14 protein-coding genes are annotated in these 16,857 nt (G+C 73.2%); 11 read left to right on the top strand and 3 right to left on the bottom strand.

Annotation, left to right across the window (positions count from 1 at the left end; translation table 11 throughout):
* Nucleotides 1-145: 145 nt before the first annotated feature.
* A complete protein-coding gene (locus HNR21_RS06470; RefSeq protein ID WP_312880876.1) occupies nt 146-1,069 on the top strand; it encodes a glycerophosphodiester phosphodiesterase family protein in 924 nt (307 codons plus the stop codon).
* Between the two features lie 123 nt (nt 1,070-1,192).
* Here HNR21_RS06470 and HNR21_RS06465 read toward each other — a convergent pair whose 3' ends face one another.
* Nucleotides 1,193-2,293 carry a magnesium and cobalt transport protein CorA gene (locus tag HNR21_RS06465; protein ID WP_220500059.1) on the bottom strand — a complete coding sequence of 367 codons (1,101 nt, stop codon included), beginning with the start codon at nt 2,291-2,293 and terminating at the stop codon, nt 1,193-1,195.
* Between the two features lie 397 nt (nt 2,294-2,690).
* On the opposite strand from HNR21_RS06465, the gene purD reads away from it, so the two are divergent.
* Nucleotides 2,691-3,941, top strand: a complete 1,251-nt coding sequence (gene purD, locus HNR21_RS06460; RefSeq protein ID WP_182704451.1) for a phosphoribosylamine--glycine ligase — start codon at nt 2,691-2,693, stop codon at nt 3,939-3,941.
* 185 nt (nt 3,942-4,126) lie between these two features.
* Here purD and HNR21_RS06455 read toward each other — a convergent pair whose 3' ends face one another.
* Nucleotides 4,127-4,690: an NAD(P)H-dependent oxidoreductase gene (locus HNR21_RS06455; RefSeq protein WP_182704450.1), complete on the bottom strand. Its 564-nt coding sequence runs from the start codon at nt 4,688-4,690 to the stop codon at nt 4,127-4,129.
* A 122-nt stretch (nt 4,691-4,812) separates the two neighbouring features.
* On the opposite strand from HNR21_RS06455, the gene HNR21_RS06450 reads away from it, so the two are divergent.
* The 9 genes from HNR21_RS06450 to HNR21_RS06410 all read left to right on the top strand — a co-directional run bounded on the left by HNR21_RS06450 (nt 4,813) and on the right by HNR21_RS06410 (nt 15,483).
* A complete protein-coding gene (locus HNR21_RS06450; RefSeq protein ID WP_182704449.1) occupies nt 4,813-5,463 on the top strand; it encodes a TetR/AcrR family transcriptional regulator in 651 nt (216 codons plus the stop codon).
* Nucleotides 5,464-5,592: 129 nt separating this feature from the next.
* Nucleotides 5,593-6,183, top strand: coding sequence for a hypothetical protein (locus HNR21_RS06445; protein ID WP_182704448.1), 591 nt, complete (start codon nt 5,593-5,595; stop codon nt 6,181-6,183).
* A gap of 56 nt (nt 6,184-6,239) precedes the next feature.
* Entirely contained in the window at nt 6,240-7,550 is a 1,311-nt protein-coding gene (gene purB / locus HNR21_RS06440) for an adenylosuccinate lyase (protein ID WP_119726521.1), read from the top strand.
* Between the two features lie 22 nt (nt 7,551-7,572).
* Nucleotides 7,573-8,361 (top strand): MOSC domain-containing protein, encoded by a 789-nt coding sequence (locus tag HNR21_RS06435; protein WP_182704447.1) that lies wholly within the window; start codon nt 7,573-7,575, stop codon nt 8,359-8,361.
* Nucleotides 8,358-9,215 carry a phosphoribosylaminoimidazolesuccinocarboxamide synthase gene (locus tag HNR21_RS06430; RefSeq protein WP_182704446.1) on the top strand — a complete coding sequence of 286 codons (858 nt, stop codon included), beginning with the start codon at nt 8,358-8,360 and terminating at the stop codon, nt 9,213-9,215. The genes HNR21_RS06435 and HNR21_RS06430 overlap by 4 nt, the downstream gene beginning before the upstream one ends.
* 304 nt (nt 9,216-9,519) lie before the next feature.
* A complete protein-coding gene (gene murA, locus HNR21_RS06425) occupies nt 9,520-10,806 on the top strand; it encodes a UDP-N-acetylglucosamine 1-carboxyvinyltransferase (RefSeq protein ID WP_119731537.1) in 1,287 nt (428 codons plus the stop codon).
* A gap of 651 nt (nt 10,807-11,457) precedes the next feature.
* Entirely contained in the window at nt 11,458-12,732 is a 1,275-nt protein-coding gene (locus tag HNR21_RS06420; RefSeq protein ID WP_233359120.1) for a transcriptional regulator, read from the top strand.
* 196 nt (nt 12,733-12,928) lie between these two features.
* A complete protein-coding gene (locus tag HNR21_RS06415) occupies nt 12,929-14,446 on the top strand; it encodes a serine/threonine-protein kinase (protein ID WP_182704445.1) in 1,518 nt (505 codons plus the stop codon).
* A 56-nt stretch (nt 14,447-14,502) separates the two neighbouring features.
* Nucleotides 14,503-15,483, top strand: a complete 981-nt coding sequence (locus HNR21_RS06410; RefSeq protein ID WP_246441998.1) for an EamA family transporter — start codon at nt 14,503-14,505, stop codon at nt 15,481-15,483.
* Between the two features lie 293 nt (nt 15,484-15,776).
* Here HNR21_RS06410 and hisC read toward each other — a convergent pair whose 3' ends face one another.
* A complete protein-coding gene (hisC, locus tag HNR21_RS06405; protein ID WP_182708508.1) occupies nt 15,777-16,844 on the bottom strand; it encodes a histidinol-phosphate transaminase in 1,068 nt (355 codons plus the stop codon).
* Nucleotides 16,845-16,857 lie beyond the last annotated feature (13 nt).

The raw sequence follows: 16,857 nt of genomic DNA, 5'->3' as shown, positions 1-16,857 counted from the left end.
TGTGGCGTGCGCCACTTTGTCGCCCTGTGCTGTGAATCGCCCATGGTCACCTCGGCGATGCCGCTACGCTGACGCCAGCGGCCGTTGGTGAGGTCGTAACCACGGGATCGGGGGACGTTTGGTCACTCCTCGTAACGTTCCCGGCGTGACCTTGCTGAACGGACGCGTCGAGGTGCACGGGCATCGGGGGGCGCGCGGGCTGCGGCCGGAGAACACGCTCCCCGGTTTCGCGCACGCCCTCCGGCTCGGCGTGGACGCCGTCGAGCTGGACGTGGGTCTCACCGCCGACGGGGTGGTGGTGGTCAACCACGACCAGTCGCTGTCCGCGGTCACCGCCACCGACACCGCTCCGGCGGTCCCCGGCGACCCGCTGTTCCCCTATGTGGGCCGCGACATCCGCGACCTGACCCTCGCCCAGGTCAAGACCGTGGACGCGGGGATGCGGCGGCTCGGTCCCGGCCAGGACTCCGACCCGTTCGTCCTCACCCAGTTGCCGATGCCCGGCACGCGCGTGCCGACCCTCGCCGAGGTCTGCGGCCTGCTGCACGGCCTGCCCGCCGTCCGCCCGGCGGTCGAGCTCAAGACCGACCCGGGCTGGCCGGACGACGAGATCCGCCGTTTCGTCGCCGCCGTCGCCGAGGTCCTGGACGACTTCGCCCTGCTGTCCCGGTCCCGGCTGCTGGCGTTCGACTGGCGGGTGCTGGTCGAGGCGCACCGGCAGGCCCCGCAGGCCACCCGGGTCGCCCTGGTCGAGCGCAAGACCCTCGTCCCCGGCACCGAGTGGCTGGCCGGCCTGTCCCCCGAGGACCCCGCCGCCGCCGCGGTCGCCGTCGGCGCGGGCATCCTGTCCCCCGAGCACCACCTGGTGACCTCGCAACTGGTCCACGACGCCCACGGCCTGGGCCTCCCGGTCGCCGTCTGGACGGTGAACGACCCCGCCGACATGGCCCGCTTCGTCGAGTACGGCGTCGACGCCATCGTCACCGACTACCCCGACCGCCTCCGCCGGGTCCTCACCGCCTACGGCCTGCCGCTGCCCGAGTCCTGCGCCCCGGCCTACCTGCCCTGAGCACGCCCCTTCGAGGGGAACGGGACGCCGTCCGCGTCGTGATCCCCACCGCTCCTGCGCTCCGCCACGACGGTCCGGAGGCGCGTTCCCGCGGAAACGGGGTCCCCGGCGTCGGGGACCCCGTCACAGCCAGCCGTTCTTGCGGAAGCCGCGGTGCAGGGCCAGGCACATGACGGCGATGACGGCCAGGACCGCCACGTAGCCCCACTCGGTGTGCAGGGCGGGCATGTTGTCGAAGTTCATCCCGTACACGCCGGTGACGGCGGTGGGGAGCATGATGATGGCGCCCCAGGCGGAGATCCGGCGCATGTCCTGGTTGTCGGCGACCGTCACCTGGGTCATGTGCGCCTGGAGGATGGGGTTGAGCAGTTCGTCGTAGGACTCGACCTGGTCGCGGACGCGGGTCAGGTGGTCCTCCACGTCGCGCAGGTACTCCTTGATCTCCGGCGGTACGAAACGGCGGCCGGCCAGGCTGCGCAGCGGCCCGGCGAGGGGGCCGACGGCGCGCTTGAGCTGGATGACCTCGCGCTTGAGGCGGTAGATGCGGCGGGACTCGTCGGTCCGGCCGGGGGAGAAGACGGCCTCCTCGACCTCGTCGATGTCGTCCTGGACGGCCTCGGCGACGCACATGTAACCGTCCACGACGTGGTCCACGATGGCGTGCACGACGGCGGTCGGGCCGAGGTTGAGGCGGTCGGGGTCGGCCTCCAGGCGGCGGCGGACGCGGCGCAGGTCGCCGTGGCGGCCGTGGCGGACGGTGACCACGAAGTCGGGGCCGCAGAAGATCATGATCTCGCCGGTCTCCACCACGTCGCCGTCGTGCCGGTCGACCAGCCCGACCGTCTTCATCACGAAGAACTGGACGTCGTCGTACCGTTCGAGCTTGGGCCGCTGGTGGGCGTGGATGGCGTCCTCGACCGCCAGCGGGTGCAGGCCGAAGACGGGGGCCAGGCGCTCCAGCTCGGCGGCGTCGGGCTCGTGCAGGCCGATCCACACGAAGCCCATGCCGTTGCCGTTGTCGGCGAGCTCGCCGTCGCGGACCAGGCGCACCGCGTCGGCGACGGTCTCGGTGTCGACGCGCTGCCCGTCGATGTAGGCGGCCCAGTCGATGACCGCGGAACTGCGCGGCTCGGGAACGGATTCGGGGGCGGTACGGCTCGGCCGGGCCAGCGGCTTGAACAGCGCCATCGTCGCCCGGCGGGGGCGAACGCGAGTCATGGCCATCGGAAGTGCTCCTTCCCGCCGGCCGCGAGCACGCAGGGCGCGCTCGACCTACGCGTTCAGCGGAGGGAGCGCACGAGGGCTGCGGCCGGACGCCGGACAAAGGCGGACGGATGAACGGTCACGCTCGGACTGTGAGGGATCTCTGCCGTACTGCAAGGATCACCAGGACTCATCCCGACCACCTCCCTTCGTGCAACGGCGTCAGGGCACAACCTCAAAAGGTTACCAACCACAGGGAAAGACGCCCTGTTCCTGGCGGCGGTTGGCGCGCCGCGCTGTGGCGCCCGTCTCAGCACAAGCATTCATACACGACGCAACCCGGCGGAACCCGGTGTTCGGCCGGTTTGTCGCGGGCGTCGCACGGACCGCGCGCCGCGGCCCGCTAGGCTCGTCCGACGTGCGCATCCTCCTCCTCGGCTCCGGTGGGCGCGAACACGCCATCGCCCGCGCCCTGCATCTCGACCCCGCCGTCACCGCCCTGCACGTGGCCCCCGGCAACCCGGGCACGCAGGCGTTCGCCGACAACCATGTGATCGATCCGTCCGATCCGGTGGCGGTGACCGAGCTGGCCGCCCGGCTGCGCCCGGAGCTGGTGGTGATCGGCCCGGAGGCGCCGCTGATCGCCGGGGTGGCCGACGCGCTGCGCCGCAACGGCGTGCTGGTGTTCGGCCCGGACCGGGCGGCGGCGCGGATCGAGGGGTCCAAGGCGTTCGCCAAGGAGGTCATGGCGGCGGCGGACGTGCCGACCGCCGATGCGCGGGTGTGCACGACGGACGACCAGGTGAACGAGGCGCTCGACGTGTTCGGCCCGCCGTACGTGGTCAAGGACGACGGGCTGGCTGCCGGGAAGGGCGTGGTCGTCACCGAGGACCGGGAGCTGGCGGTCCGGCACGCACGGGCCTGCGGCCGGGTGGTGATCGAGGACTACCTGGACGGGCCGGAGGTGTCGCTGTTCGCCCTCAGCGACGGGAACACGGCCGTCCCGCTGATGCCCGCGCAGGACTTCAAGCGGGCCTACGACGGCGACGAGGGCCCCAACACCGGCGGCATGGGGGCGTACACCCCGCTGCCGTGGGCGCCGGAGGGCCTGGTGGACGAGGTGATGGCCACCGTCGTCCAGCCCACCATCGCGGAGCTGCGCCGCCGGGAGACCCCGTACGTCGGCGTCCTGTACGCGGGGCTGGCGCTGACCTCCAAGGGCGTGCGGGTCGTGGAGTTCAACGCGCGGTTCGGCGACCCGGAGACCCAGGTGGTGCTGGACCGGCTGGCGACCCCGCTGGGCGGGCTGCTGCAGTCGTGCGCCATCGGCGGGCTGGTGCCCGACCAGCGGCTGGAGTGGCGCCCGGGGGCCGCGGTGACGGTCGTGGTGGCGGCGGAGGGCTACCCGGAGAGCCCCGTCAAGGGCGACCCCATCACCGGCCTGGAGGAGGCCGCCGCCGTCGAGGGCGCGTACGTGCTGCACGCGGGCACCAAGGTGAACGAGGACGGCGTCCTGGTCGCCAACGGCGGGCGGGTCCTGAACGTCGTCGGCACCGGCCCGGACCTGGCCGCCGCCCGCGACACCGCCTACGAGGCCGTGGGCAGGATCCGGCTGCGCGGGTCGCACCACCGCACCGACATCGCCCTCAAGGCCACGCGGCTGGGCTAGAGCCCGAAGGCCCCGCCCTCGGCCAGGATGACCAGGCCGAGGACGAACAGCCCGGCCGCCTGCCCGACCACGCCGACGTCCACAGGGCGGCCCCCTCATCCACGCGTTCGCGGCCGGTCCCCGGCCGGATCGGCACGCTAGCGGATCGCGTGCCGCCGGCCGGGGCCGGGTGCGGCCGTGACCGGTCAGGCGGCCTTGGCGGCGGAGATCTCGGCGGCCAGGCGGTCGATGACCTTGGTCAGGCCCTCCACGACCTCGGGGTCGTCGGCGGGGTGGGCGGCGGCGAAGCGGTTGATCGAGTCGGGGATGGCCAGCTTCACGTCGTCCAGGACGGTGGCCCCGGCGATGCCCGCGGCCTTGCGGATCTCCTCCTGCGCCCACACGCCGCCGTACCGGCCGAAGGCGGTGCCGGCCACGGCGACCGGCTTGCCGTGGATCGCGCCGGCGCCGTACGGGCGGGACAGCCAGTCGATGGCGTTCTTCAGCACCGCCGGCATGGTCCCGTTGTACTCGGGCGAGAAGAGCAGCAGCGCGTCGGCCTCGGCGGCGGCGGCGCGGATCCGGGCGGCCTGCTCGGGCAGGGCGGCCTCGGTGTCGATGTCCTCGTTGTAGAAGGGCAGCTCGCCCAGGCCCTCGTACAGGCTGATCCGGACGTTCTCGGGGGCGAGGCGGACGGCGGTCTCGGCGAGACGGCGGTTGTGGGAACCGGCGCGCAGGCTTCCGACGAGTGCGAGGACGCGGACGGTCATGACGGGTTCTCCCTGGTGAAACGAGCAGTCCGAACCAAGCGGACCGCAGTCCGCTTAGCGTGTTCGACAGCATACAACCGGACTGAGGTCCGTTTATTCCACCCCGGGGTTAGGCTGTGGTCATGACCACACCCCTGCCGCCCCTGCCCGCCCCCTCCGAAGTCCCGGGCGGACGGACCAGGGTGGTCCTCACCCCCATCGGCGCACCGCCCCGGCTGCGGGCCGACGCCGCCCGCAACCGCACCCGCCTGCTGGAGGCCGCCGCCCGCCTGGCCGCCGAGCACGGGGCCGCCAACCTGACCATGGAGGCCGTCGCCGCGGCCGCCCAGGTCGGCAAGGGCACCGTCTTCCGCCGGTTCGGCGACCGCGCCGGACTGATGCTGGCCCTGCTGGACCACCGCGAGCGGCAGCTCCAGGCCTCGTTCCTCACCGGCCCGCCCCCCGTGGGCCCCGGCGCGCCCGCCCTCGACCGCCTCCACGCGTTCGGCCCGGCCGTCCTCCGCCATGAGCACGAGAACCGGGACATCTACCTGGCCGCCGGCGCCGACTCCGCCCGCCGCTACGCCAGCCCCGCCTACGACTTCCGCCTCACCCACGCGCTGGTGCTGCTGCGCCAGGCCGGAGCGCGCGGCGACCTGAACCTGCTGGCCCACACCCTGCTGGGCTATCTGGACATCCTCCTCGTCCACCACCTCCTCACCCGCCGCGGCATGTCCCTGGAGCGTCTGGAGGCCGGCTGGCACGACCTCGTCGGCCGCCTCACGACGACCTGAGGCCCGCCCGGGTCCGGCGTCGGCGCAGGCGAACGTCGGTGTGAGGCGAACCCGGAATCCGCCATCGGCATCTCACTCGACATACGGCCCGATAGGGCCGCCTAACGCCTCAAGAAAGGCATATCCCCCATGCCGCGGATTCGCCCCCTCGTCGCCATCACCACTGCCGTCACTCTCTGTGGCATCACCGTCACCGGATGCCTTCCCGGAGGCGAGCCCGGCCGTCCCGGCGGCTCCCCTTCCGCCTCGGTCACCGCGTCCCCCGGCGACGATCGGCCGGGGACCCCCGAGCCGGCACCGCCCACCGAGTCCGGCCCCTCGACCGCCTCTCCGCCCAGCGAGCCCGGCGCGCCCACCCCGGTCACGCCCTCTTCACCCACCCCCGGCGCGCCGACCCCCGAGGCCGGTACGCCCACCCCGACTCCCGGGGCGATCCGCTTCGCCTCTCCCGTCGCGGCCATCGAGCACCTGGCCCAGGCGCGCCGACGCAACGACCGGACGGACGCACTGCGCGCGGCCAACGCCGCCACGGTGGACTACGTGTTCGGCTTCCCGCCGGCCAGCCTGCTGACCCCGAATCGCGACTGCCGGCGCACCCCCTCGGGGCCGTACGCCTACCACTGCTTCTACTACTACGAGGGCGGCGGCCTGAACTACTACGTCAACTTCAGCGCGACCAGCGGCTTCCTGGTCGTCAGGGCTCTCTTCGTGGCCGACTGACGGCGGGGGGACTCCGCCCATCAAAGCGGGCATGACCTCCCCATAGACTCCCTCGTGTGATTGAGCGGTACACCCTTCCGGAGATGGGGCGCGTCTGGAGCGACGCGCACAAGTACGAGCTGTGGTGCCAGGTGGAGACCCTCGTGGTCGAGGCCCACGCGGCGGCGGGGACCATCCCGGCCGACGTGGTGGAGCCCATCCGCAAGGCCCCGCCGCCCACCCCGGAACGGGTGCACGAGATCGAGGCCGTCACCCAGCACGACGTCATCGCGTTCCTGACCGCCTGGGCCGACAACACCGAGCCGCGCGAGGCCGCCGCGTACGTGCACTTCGGCATGACCTCGTCGGACCTGCTGGACACGGCGCTGGCGGTGCAGTTGGTCGAGGCCACCGACATCCTGCTGGAGAAGGCCGACCGGCTGGTGGCGGTGCTGCGCGACCACGCCCTGGAGCACCGGAACACGCTGCGGGTCGGCCGTACGCACGGCATCCACGGCGAGCCGGACGTGTGGGGGCACCGGGTGGCGGACTTCGCGTTCGCGATGGCCCGGTCGCGGGACCGGCTGCGGCGGGCGCGCGAGTCCGTGGGTGTGATGGCCATCTCCGGGGCCGTGGGCACGTACTCCAACATCGACCCGGCCGTCGAGCGGTACGTCGCCGAGAAGCTGGGGCTCAGGCCCGCCGACGTGTCGACCCAGGTGGTGATGCGGGACGGCATCAGCGAGTGGGTGTCCGCGCTGGCGATCATGGCGACGGTGTGCGAGGCCATCGCGCTGGAGGTGCGGCACGGCCAGCGCACCGAGGTCCGCGAGCTGTGGGAGCCGTTCGGCAAGGGCCAGAAGGGCTCCTCGGCCATGCCGCACAAGAAGAACCCGATCCTGTCCGAGCGGCTGGCCGGGATGGCGCGGATCGTGCGGGCCCAGGTCGTCCCGGTGCTGGAGGGCATCCCGCTGTGGCACGAGCGGGACATCTCGCACTCCTCCACCGAGCGGATCGCGCTGCCGGACGCCTCGATCGCGCTGGACTACATGCTCAACCTGACGATCAGGCTGATGTCCGGGCTGGTCGTCGACACCGCGCGGATGCGCGCCAACCTGGACTCCACCGGCGGGCTGATCTACACCTCGACGGTGCTGCTGGAGCTGGTCGAGATGGGCATGTCCCGCGACGACCAGGCGTACCCGCTGGTCCAGAAGGCGGCGATGGAGACCTGGGAGACCGGCGTGCCGTTCCGGGAGACGCTGCGCCGGCACGCCGCCGAGGCGGGGCTGACGCTGGACGAGGCCCGGCTGGACGAGGTGTGCCGCCCGGAACGGTTCGTGGAGCGGCTCGGGCCAGTGTTCGACCGGGTCGCCGCGCTGACCTGATCGCGAGCGAGCAGGAGATGTGATGACCGCCGTGCTGACCGGCCTGACCGCCTACCCCCTCAAGGGCGGTGGCGGGACGCCGCTGACCACCGCCGAGCTGGGGGCCAGGGGACTGCCGTACGACCGGGAGTTCATGCTGGTGACCCCGGAGGGCCGGTTCCTGTCACAGCGGGACGAGGGCCGCATGGCGCTGCTGCGGCCGGTCTACGACGGCGAGGTCCTCACCGTCGGCACGACCGACCCGGCGCTGTCCAGGCTGGTCCACAAGGCGACCGACGACGGGCCGGTGCGGGAGGTGTACGTGCACCGGTCGCAGTGCGAGGGCGTCGACCAGGGCGACGAGGCGGCCGCGTGGTTCTCCGACTTCATGGGACTGGAGTGCCGGCTGGTGCGGTTCACCGGGCACCGGGACACCAGCCGGGGCGGCGGCGAGGTGGCGTTCGCGGACGGCTACCCGCTGCTGCTGATCTCCGAGGAGTCCCTGGAGGACCTGAACGGCCGGCTGGACGAGCCGCTGCCGATGAACCGCTTCCGCCCCAACCTGGTGGTGCGCGGGCTCGGCCCGTTCGGGGAGGACGAGGCCCGGCTGCTGCGCATCGGCGAGACGGTGGTCGAGCTGGTCAAGGCGTGCGCGCGGTGCGTCGTCACCACCACCGACCAGGACACCGGGGCACGGGGCCGCGAGCCGCTGCGCACGCTGGCCGCGTACCGGACGATCGGCCGGGGCATCCGCTTCGGCCAGAACGGGATCCCCCGCACCACCGGCGCGCTGCGGGTCGGCGACCCGGTCGAGATCTTGGAGAGGCGTTGAAGCACCTGCACAGCGGCAAGGTCCGCGACCTGTACGAGCTGCCCGGCGGCGAGCTGCTGATGGTGGCCCGGGACACGATCTCGGCGTACGACTTCGTGCTGGACTCGCCGATCCCCGACAAGGGCCGGATCCTCACCCAGCTGTCGCTGTGGTGGTTCGAACGGCTCGCGGACGTGCTGCCCAACCACGTGATCTCCACCGACCTGCCGGACGGCGCGCCCGCCGAGTGGCGGGGCCGGGTGATGGTGGTGCGGCGGCTGGAGATGGTGCCGGTCGAGTGCGTCGCCCGCGGCTACCTGACCGGATCCGGGCTCAAGGAGTACCAGCGCACCGGCTCGGTGTGCGGGGTGCCGCTGCCGGGCGGGCTGGTGGACGGCTCGAAGCTGCCGGAGCCGGTCTTCACCCCGACGACCAAGGCCGCGGTCGGCGACCACGACGAGCCGATGACGTTCGCCGAGGTGGCCGCCGAGGTCGGGGCGGACGTGGCGCGGCGGCTGCGGGAGATCACCGTCGAGGTCTACCGGCGGGGAGCGGAGCTGGCGGCCGAACGCGGCATCATCGTGGCCGACACCAAGATCGAGCTGGGCTGGTCCCCGGAGGGGGAGCTGGTGCTGGCCGACGAGGTGCTGACCCCGGACTCGTCCCGGTTCTGGCCCGCCGACCAGTGGCGGCCGGGACGGTCGCAGCCCTCGTTCGACAAGCAGTTCGTGCGCGACTGGCTGGTGTCGCCGGAGTCGGGCTGGGACCGTTCCAGCGGCCAGGCGCCGCCGCCCCTGCCGCCGCAGATCATCGAGCGGACCCGGGCCAAGTACGTCGAGGCGTACGAGCGGATCACCGGCCGCACCTTCCAGTGACCTCACTGTGACCAGGCAGAACGTCAGCCGATCCGGTTTCGGACTGTCCTGGTTTGCACACCTGCGACTCGGGTCACACTCCGAGGACGGGAAGGAGCGAACCTTCCGGTACGTTCCGCGATCTAAACAGGAGTAGGGACGGCTCCCCATAAGGGGGCGCAACGGGCATCCGGACCGTCCACACGGTGGTTTACTGAGGGAGCGCAGGCGGCGGCGTGCCTGGCACTCGTGACCCGCCGGTGCGGACGAGCGGGCAGCCGGCAACTCAACACCCGCATCCCGAAGGAGCTAAGGCGTAATGACCATGGGCCACGAGGTTCGATACCGCGTGCGCGGCGGCCACAAGCTGCAGGGCACCGTCTTCATCCAGGGCGCCAAGAACGCCGTGCTGCCGATGATCGGCGCATCCCTGATGGCGTCCAAGGGCCGCACGGTGCTGCGGAACGTTCCGATCATCGAGGACGTCCGCCGCGCGGTGGAGCTCGCCCAGGCCGTCGGCGCGCGCGCGGAACTGCACGAGGCCGAGCGCACCCTCGTCATCGACGCCTCCAGCCTGACCAGCCCGGTGCTGCCGGCCGAGATCGCCTCCCGGTTCCGCGGCTCGTTCCTGTTCGTCCCGGCGCTGCTGCACCGGCTCGGCGAGGCGGTCATCGAGGGCGTCGGCGGCTGCAACCTGGGCAGCCGCAACCTGGACTTCCACTACAACGGCTTCAAGCGGATGGGTGCCACCGTCACCGAGCAGGTCGGCGACGACGGCGACGGCGTCATCCACATCAAGGCGGGCGACCTGCGCGGCGCCACCCTGTACTGCGACACCCCCTCGCACACCGGCACCGAGAACCTGGTGATGGCCGGGGCGCTGGCCAAGGGCACCACGCTGATCAAGAACTGCGCGCTGGAGCCCGAGGTCCTCGACGTGATCGACCTGCTGCAGAAGATGGGGGCGCGGATCTCCGGCGGCGGCACCGGGTTCATCACCGTCGAGGGCGTGGACGAGCTGACCGCCGTCCAGCACACCGTGATGCCGGACCGCATCGACGCCGGCGTGTTCGTGATGGCCGCCGCGATCACCGGCAGCGAGGTCAGCCTGGTCGGCGCCAACCTGGAGCACCTGGGCGTGGCGGCCGACAAGCTGGAGCAGATGGGCGTGGAGTTCCACCAGGAGGGCGCGGTGCTGCAGGTGCGCCGCGAGCGTCCGCTCCGCCCGATCAACGTGATCACCGACGAGTACCCGGGCTTCGCCACCGACCTGCAGTCCCCGATCATGGCGGTGTCCTGCCTGGCGGACGGCCCCAGCTACATCTACGAGCGGATCTTCGACGGCCGGTTCAAGCTGGCCGGGGAGCTCGCCACGATGGGCGCCAACATCGAGGTGGACGGCAACCGCGCCAAGGTGTTCGGCCCGACCCCGCTGCGCGGCGCCGAGGTCGTCGCGCACGACCTGCGCACCGGCAGCGCGCTGGTGCTGGCGGGCCTGGCGGCCGAGGGCGAGACCACCATCACCCAGGCGTACTACCTGGACCGCGGTCACGCCCACATCGCCGACCGGCTCTCCCAGCTGGGGGCCGACATCGTCCGCGAGGTCTCCTGACCCCGACGCCGGAGGTCGCCTGCGACCTTCACCACACTTCCACCGCCCGGGCCGTCGGCCCGGGCGGTTTCTCGTTCGTCCGGGCCGTCCGCGACGGATGGTCGCGCTGTGTCGTCCGGTGATCGCTTCGCGTGCGAATGGAACGGTCCTCCGGACAGGAGGCCACGGGGACGACTGCGCAAGGAGGTTTCGGACGGACGTTGGGTGACGGCAACAAGGCCGCAGTCATCCCCCGAAAGGACCCGCGTGGGAGGCTTTCGGCGTGGTAGACGCTTGACCGGGGTACTTCGGACAGCCCAAGATGCCGGATCGAGTCTGCCCGTATGGTGACAAATTACTGTCTCGGGGGTCGCGTACGTTACTTTTTCGCCGCACTCTTGATTCGATTTCGCGTCTGGGCGTCACACTTCGTCGCCCTGACCCGATCTGCCCTTTGAGGAACGAATCGCGGGAACTGCGGTGCTGGGTCAGAAGGCAGGGGCGACTAGCCATGAGTCAACCGGCGGGCGGAACATGCGCGAGCGCGCACGAGCGGAAAGGGCCACCACCACCCCCCGGAGGAGGGTGCCCGTGACGGCGGCGAGAGCGGCCGGAGCCGCGCCCGAGCTGACGATCGGCGTGGTCGGCCCGCACGACCTGGTGGAACGCGTCATGTTGATGGGCCACGGGCCCACCCCGGTGCCGAGCAGGCTGGTCGCGGCGGCGTACCGGGACGAGCAGGAGGCCGCCGACAAGGTGGTGCGGCTGGGGTCGGGGGTGGACGTGTGCCTGTTCGCCAGCCCGGTCCCCTACGACTTCGCGCGCAAGGCCGGGGTGCTGACCATGCCGGCCACCTACGTCCCGCTGAACGGGGCGGCGCTGCAGGGGGCGCTGCTGCGGGCCGCCCTCGACGAGCGGTACGACCCCGCCCGGGTCAGCATCGACGTGCTGGGGCGGGCCGAGGTCGAGGAGGCCTACAGCGAGATCAGCCTGGGCACCGAGCACGTGCACCTGCGCGAGGAGGCCGCCGGGCCGGGCACGCTGGCGGCGTTCCACGAGCGGCTGTGGCGGCGCGGCGCCACCACGGTGGCGATGACCTGCGTGCACGCCACCGCCGAACGGATGGAGATGGCCGGGGTGCCCACCATCCGGGTGCGCCCGACCGGCGCGGCCATCCGCAGCTCGCTGCAGACGGCGGCGCTGCTGGGCGCGCACCACCGGCTGGAGGAGTCGCAGCTCGTCGTGGTGCTGGTGGACGTCCCGACGCTGCGGGAGACCCCGCGCCGGGTCACCCCCCGCTACTGGCGCGACGAGCTCAAGCTGGCCCTGCACCGCACGCTGCTGCAGGAGGCCCACCGGATGAACGCCTCGGTGTGGCCGGTGGACGACCACAGCTATCTGGTGACCGCCACCCGGGGCTCGGTCGCCGCGGCCACCGAGGGCTTCCGGACGCCGCCGTTCGTGGAACGGGTCCGCGAGGAGCTGGGCCTGGCGATCGAGGTCGGGATCGGCATGGGCCGGACCGCCCACGAGGCCGAGACGCACGCGCGGGCGGCGCTGGCACGCTCCCAGACCTCGCAGCGGGCGCAGGGCTTCGCGCTGGACCGCGACGGCCGGGCGCTGGTGCCGGCGCCCCGGACGCCGCCGCGTCCGCAGCCGCAGCCCAAGCCGAAGGGACTGGAGATCCTGGCCCGGCTGGCCGACAAGCTCGACCAGGAGGGCGCGGGCAAGGGCGGCGACGGCCAGCCCCTCATCGTGGACGCCGAGAACGCGGGCCGGATGCTGGGGGTGACCCCGCGCACCGCCCGCCGGCTGCTGCGCACCCTGGTGGAGGAGGGCCTGGCCTGGCCGCTCCCGCCCAACCGGACCCCCCAGCCGGGCCGTCCCCGCCAGCTCTACCGCCTGATCGTGGAGAAGCTCGGCCCGGGCCCCAAGGCGACCGCCTGACCCGTTGTCGGTGATGGCAACCGCCCGGACGGCTCGGGCGTCTCACCGATAGCGGTCGTCTCCGGAGATTCGGCGCGAAACGCCGGACACCGGCAGTGTCCGGCACGCCGCGCCCTGCGCCGCCGCAACGCCACCTCGGCCGCGGCGGCGGGTCTCCCTCGGGGCGTCGGGAGACGACCGGGACGAAGGGTGTGATGTGAGCGGCGACTGGGCGGTTGCGGGGTATCGCCATGTCCGTGAACTGGGAAGAGGCCCCGGCGGCCGGGTCGTGCTGGCGGTCGCCGGACGGACCGGCGAGCCCGTCGCGATCCGGTATCTGCCGCCGGGCGGGCGGGACGCCGCCGCCGAGGCGGAGCTGATCACCGCCCTGGACCATCCCACGCTGGTGCGGCAGCACGAGTACGTCGCCGCCCCGCACGGCGCCGCCCTGGTCGGCGAGCTGGTCAACGGCCTCAGCCTGGAACGGCTGCTGATGGCCGAGGGCCGGCTGGCCCCCGAGGCCGCCCTGGTGGTCTTCAAGACGATCCTGCTGGGGCTGAAGGCCGTGCACGGCGCGGGCCTCCTGCACGGCGCGGTCGGGCCCGGCGCCGTGCTGGTCACCGGGGACGGCACCAGCCGGCTGGGCGGCCTGGGCGTGGCCGCGTTCACCGGGGGCGGCCCGGCCCGGCAGCGGGCGCCGGAACTGTGGCGGGGCGGGCCGTGCACGGTCGCCACGGACCTGTACGCGGCGACGGCGGTGCTGCACGAGTGCCTGACCGGCGAGCCGCCGTTCCCGTCCGGGACCGCCGACGAGCACTGCTCCGCACCGGTCCCGCTGGACGGCGTGCCCGGGGAGCTGGTCCCGCTGATCGCCGCCGGGCTGGCCAAGGACCCCGGCGAACGCCCGCTGACCGCGCCGATCTTCCTGGGCCGGCTGGAGAGCGTCGCGCTCGCCGCCTACGGCACCGCCTGGGAGACGCGGGGACGCGAGCAGCTCGGCGCACGGGCCGCGGTGCTGTCCCTGCTGTTCCCGCTGGCCGGCAGGCTGCCCGGCGAGCGAGCCGCCCGGTTCCGCGGCGGCCGGCGGGCACGGCGGGGCGCGCTCACCGCGCTGGCCGCCGCCCTGGCGCTGCTGGCCTGCACCGCCGCCGCGGTCTACGCCGGCGGTTCCTCGGGCGGCGCGGAGAACGCCGCCCTGCCCGGCGGTCCCGGTGACGCCTTCGCCGAGGAGCCGCCGCTGAGCGCGGCCCCCACCGCCGCCCCCTCCGTCAGGGCGTCCTCCCCCTCCCCGAGGGTCTCGGGGATGCCGACGCCGCACGCCACCCGTTCCGGTACGCCCGCCCCGAGCGGTTCGGCGGACCTCGGTGACGGGCCGGGCAGGCCGTCGGCGCGCCCGCCCGCGACCGTTCCCGGACCGCCCGGCCCGACGCCGTTCCGGGCCACCGGGGTGCAGGTCCTGGCGCTCAGCTTCGACCCGGCGACCGGGACGGCGCTCGCACAGGTCAGGGTCACCGGCTCGGGCCGGGGCACCGCCACGGTCAGCGTGCAGTTCCACGCCGACGGAGTCCCGCACGGCGACCCCGTGACGACCACGGTCGAGGTGAACGGCGAGGCGGTCGTCGGCGTGAGCCACGCGTTCGGCGCCTGCCCCTCGGCCTACTCCGCCCAGGCGTCCGTCTCGCCCGGCGACGCGCCGCCCCACGGCCTCACCGCCACCGCCGACTGCGCCGCCTGAAACGACGTCCGATTTCCGCTTCCGGCGGGCGCCGCCATGCCCTAGTGTCATGAGTCATGACCACTGATGCTCATGACACCCGCTCGCCCGGGATGACCCCGCTCGCCTGGGCGGCGCTGCTGGTGGTCTACGTGGTGTGGGGCTCGACGTACCTCGGGATCGGGATCGTCATCGAGTCCATGCCGCCGCTGCTGCACGGCGGGATCCGGTTCCTGGCCGCCGCGGCGCTGCTGGCCGCCTTCCTGGCGGTCCGGCACGGGCCGGGCGTGCTGCGGGTGCCGCCGCGGCGGCTCGGCTCGGCCGCGCTGGTCGGCCTGCTGCTGCTCACCGGCGGGAACGGCATGGTGGCCGTCGCCGAGCAGTACGTCTCCACCGGCCTGGCCGCGCTGCTGATCGCCGCCGTGCCGCTGTGGCTGGTGGTGCTGCGCACCGCCGGCGGCGACCGGCCGCCCGCCGCGACGCTCCTCGGGGTGGCCGTGGGCTTCGCCGGGGTGGCGCTGCTGTCGGTCCTGCCCGGCGGCTCCTCCGGCAGCGCGTTCGGCGCGGTCGTGCTGCTGCTGGCCGCGCTGTCCTGGTCGGTTGGATCGTTCCTGGCGGGGCGCCTGCCGATGCCCGCGAGCACCTTCACCGCCAGCGTGTACGAGATGGCCGCCGGCGGCGCGGCGCTGCTGGCCCTGGGCCTGGCCCGCGGCGAGACCCTGGACCTCGGCGCGGTCACCGCCCGCTCCTGGCTGGCCCTGGCCTACCTGGTCGTCTTCGGCTCCCTGCTGGCGTTCACCTCGTACGCCTGGCTGCTGGGCAACGCGCCGCTGTCGATCGTCGGCACCTACGCCTACGTCAACCCCGTGGTGGCCGTACTGCTCGGCGCGCTCTTCCTGGGCGAGATCGTCACCTGGCCGATCCTGCTCGGCGGAGCGATCATCGTCCTCGGCGTCGCCGTCGTCGTGTGGGGGGACAACCGCCGCCCACGCCCCCCGCGGACGAACCCGACCATCCTCACCGACCCGTCCATCGCCCGCCTACAGGCCCGCCCCTGACGAAGCGGTGTCGTGCGGGGGGCAACCCCCGCACACCCGCAGGCGGCCCCGGGCATCCTCACCGGCTTTCCCCCACTCGCCTGCAGGCTCGCCCCTGACGGAGCGGTGTCGTACAGGGGGACGACCTCCGCACGCCCGACATCCTCGCCGGTCGTCCTCCGCTCGTTCTAGGGCTCGCCCTGACGGAGCGGCTGCGGTGCCGGGCCGTCTCGGGCGAGCCGGAGCGGAGCGCCGGCGGCGCTCCGCTCCGGCTCTCGTGCCCAGGGCGCTGTGAGGTCTGGGAACGAGGGGCCTCAGCCGTTGCGGTGGGGGTAGGACTCGGCGACGGCGAGGAAGGCGTCGTTCTCCTCCGGGGTGCCGATCGAGACGCGGGCGCCCTCGCCGGGGAACGGGCGGACGCTGATGCCCTGGGCCTCGCAGGCGGCGGCGAAGTCCAGCGTGCGGTCGCCCAGGCGCAGCCAGACGAAGTTGGCCTCGGTGGGCGGGACCGTCCAGCCCTGGACGCGCAGCGCGTCGGCGACGCGCTCGCGTTCCTTGACGGTGGACTCGACCCGCTCCAGCAGTTCGTCCTCGGCCCGCAGGGAGGCGACGGCGGCGGCCTGGGCCAGGGAGTTCACGCTGAACGGCAGCATCGTCTTGCGGATCGCCCCGGCCACCACCGGGTGCGCCACCAGGAAGCCGGTGCGCAGGCCCGCCAGCCCGTACGCCTTGGAGAACGTCCGCAGCACCGCCAGGTTGGGGCGGTCGCCGTACAGGGTGAGGCCGTCGGGCACCTCGTCGTCGCGGATGTACTCGCGGTAGGCCTCGTCCAGCACCACCAGGCAGTCGTCCGGCACCCGGTCCAGGAAGCGCTCCAGCTCGGCGCGGCGCACCACGGTGCCGGTCGGGTTGTTGGGGTTGCAGACGAAGACCAGCCGGGTCCGCTCGGTGATCGCGTCGGCCATCGCGTCCAGGTCGTGGGTCTCCTCGCGCAGCGGCACCTGCACCGGCTCCGCACCGGCCAGCGACACCAGCACCGGGTACGCCTCGAACGACCGCCAGGCGTACAGCACCTCGGCCCCGGGCTCGGCCACCGCCTCCAGCAGCATCTGGGTGACCCCGACCGACCCGCAGCCCACCGCGACGTGGTCGGCGGGCACCCCGAACCGCGCCGAGATCGCCTCGATCAGCGCGACGGCGTTGTTGTCCGGGTACCGGTTGATCCGCTGCGCCGCGTCGGCGATCGCCTCCAGCACCGACGGCAGCGGACCGAACGGCGACTCGTTGGACGACAGCTTGAACGACCGCCCGTCCGGCGACACCGCGGTCTTGCCGGGCTTGTAGGCGGTGAACCGGTCGAGCACGGAACGGAAGCGTGGCACGGACACCGTTGTC

This window comes from Thermomonospora cellulosilytica (genome assembly GCF_014138835.1).
Classification (GTDB): Bacteria; Actinomycetota; Actinomycetes; order Streptosporangiales; family Streptosporangiaceae; genus Thermomonospora; species Thermomonospora amylolytica.
The sequence above is the reverse complement of the archived record's forward strand: the minus strand, read 5'-3'. Positions and strand labels throughout refer to the sequence as shown.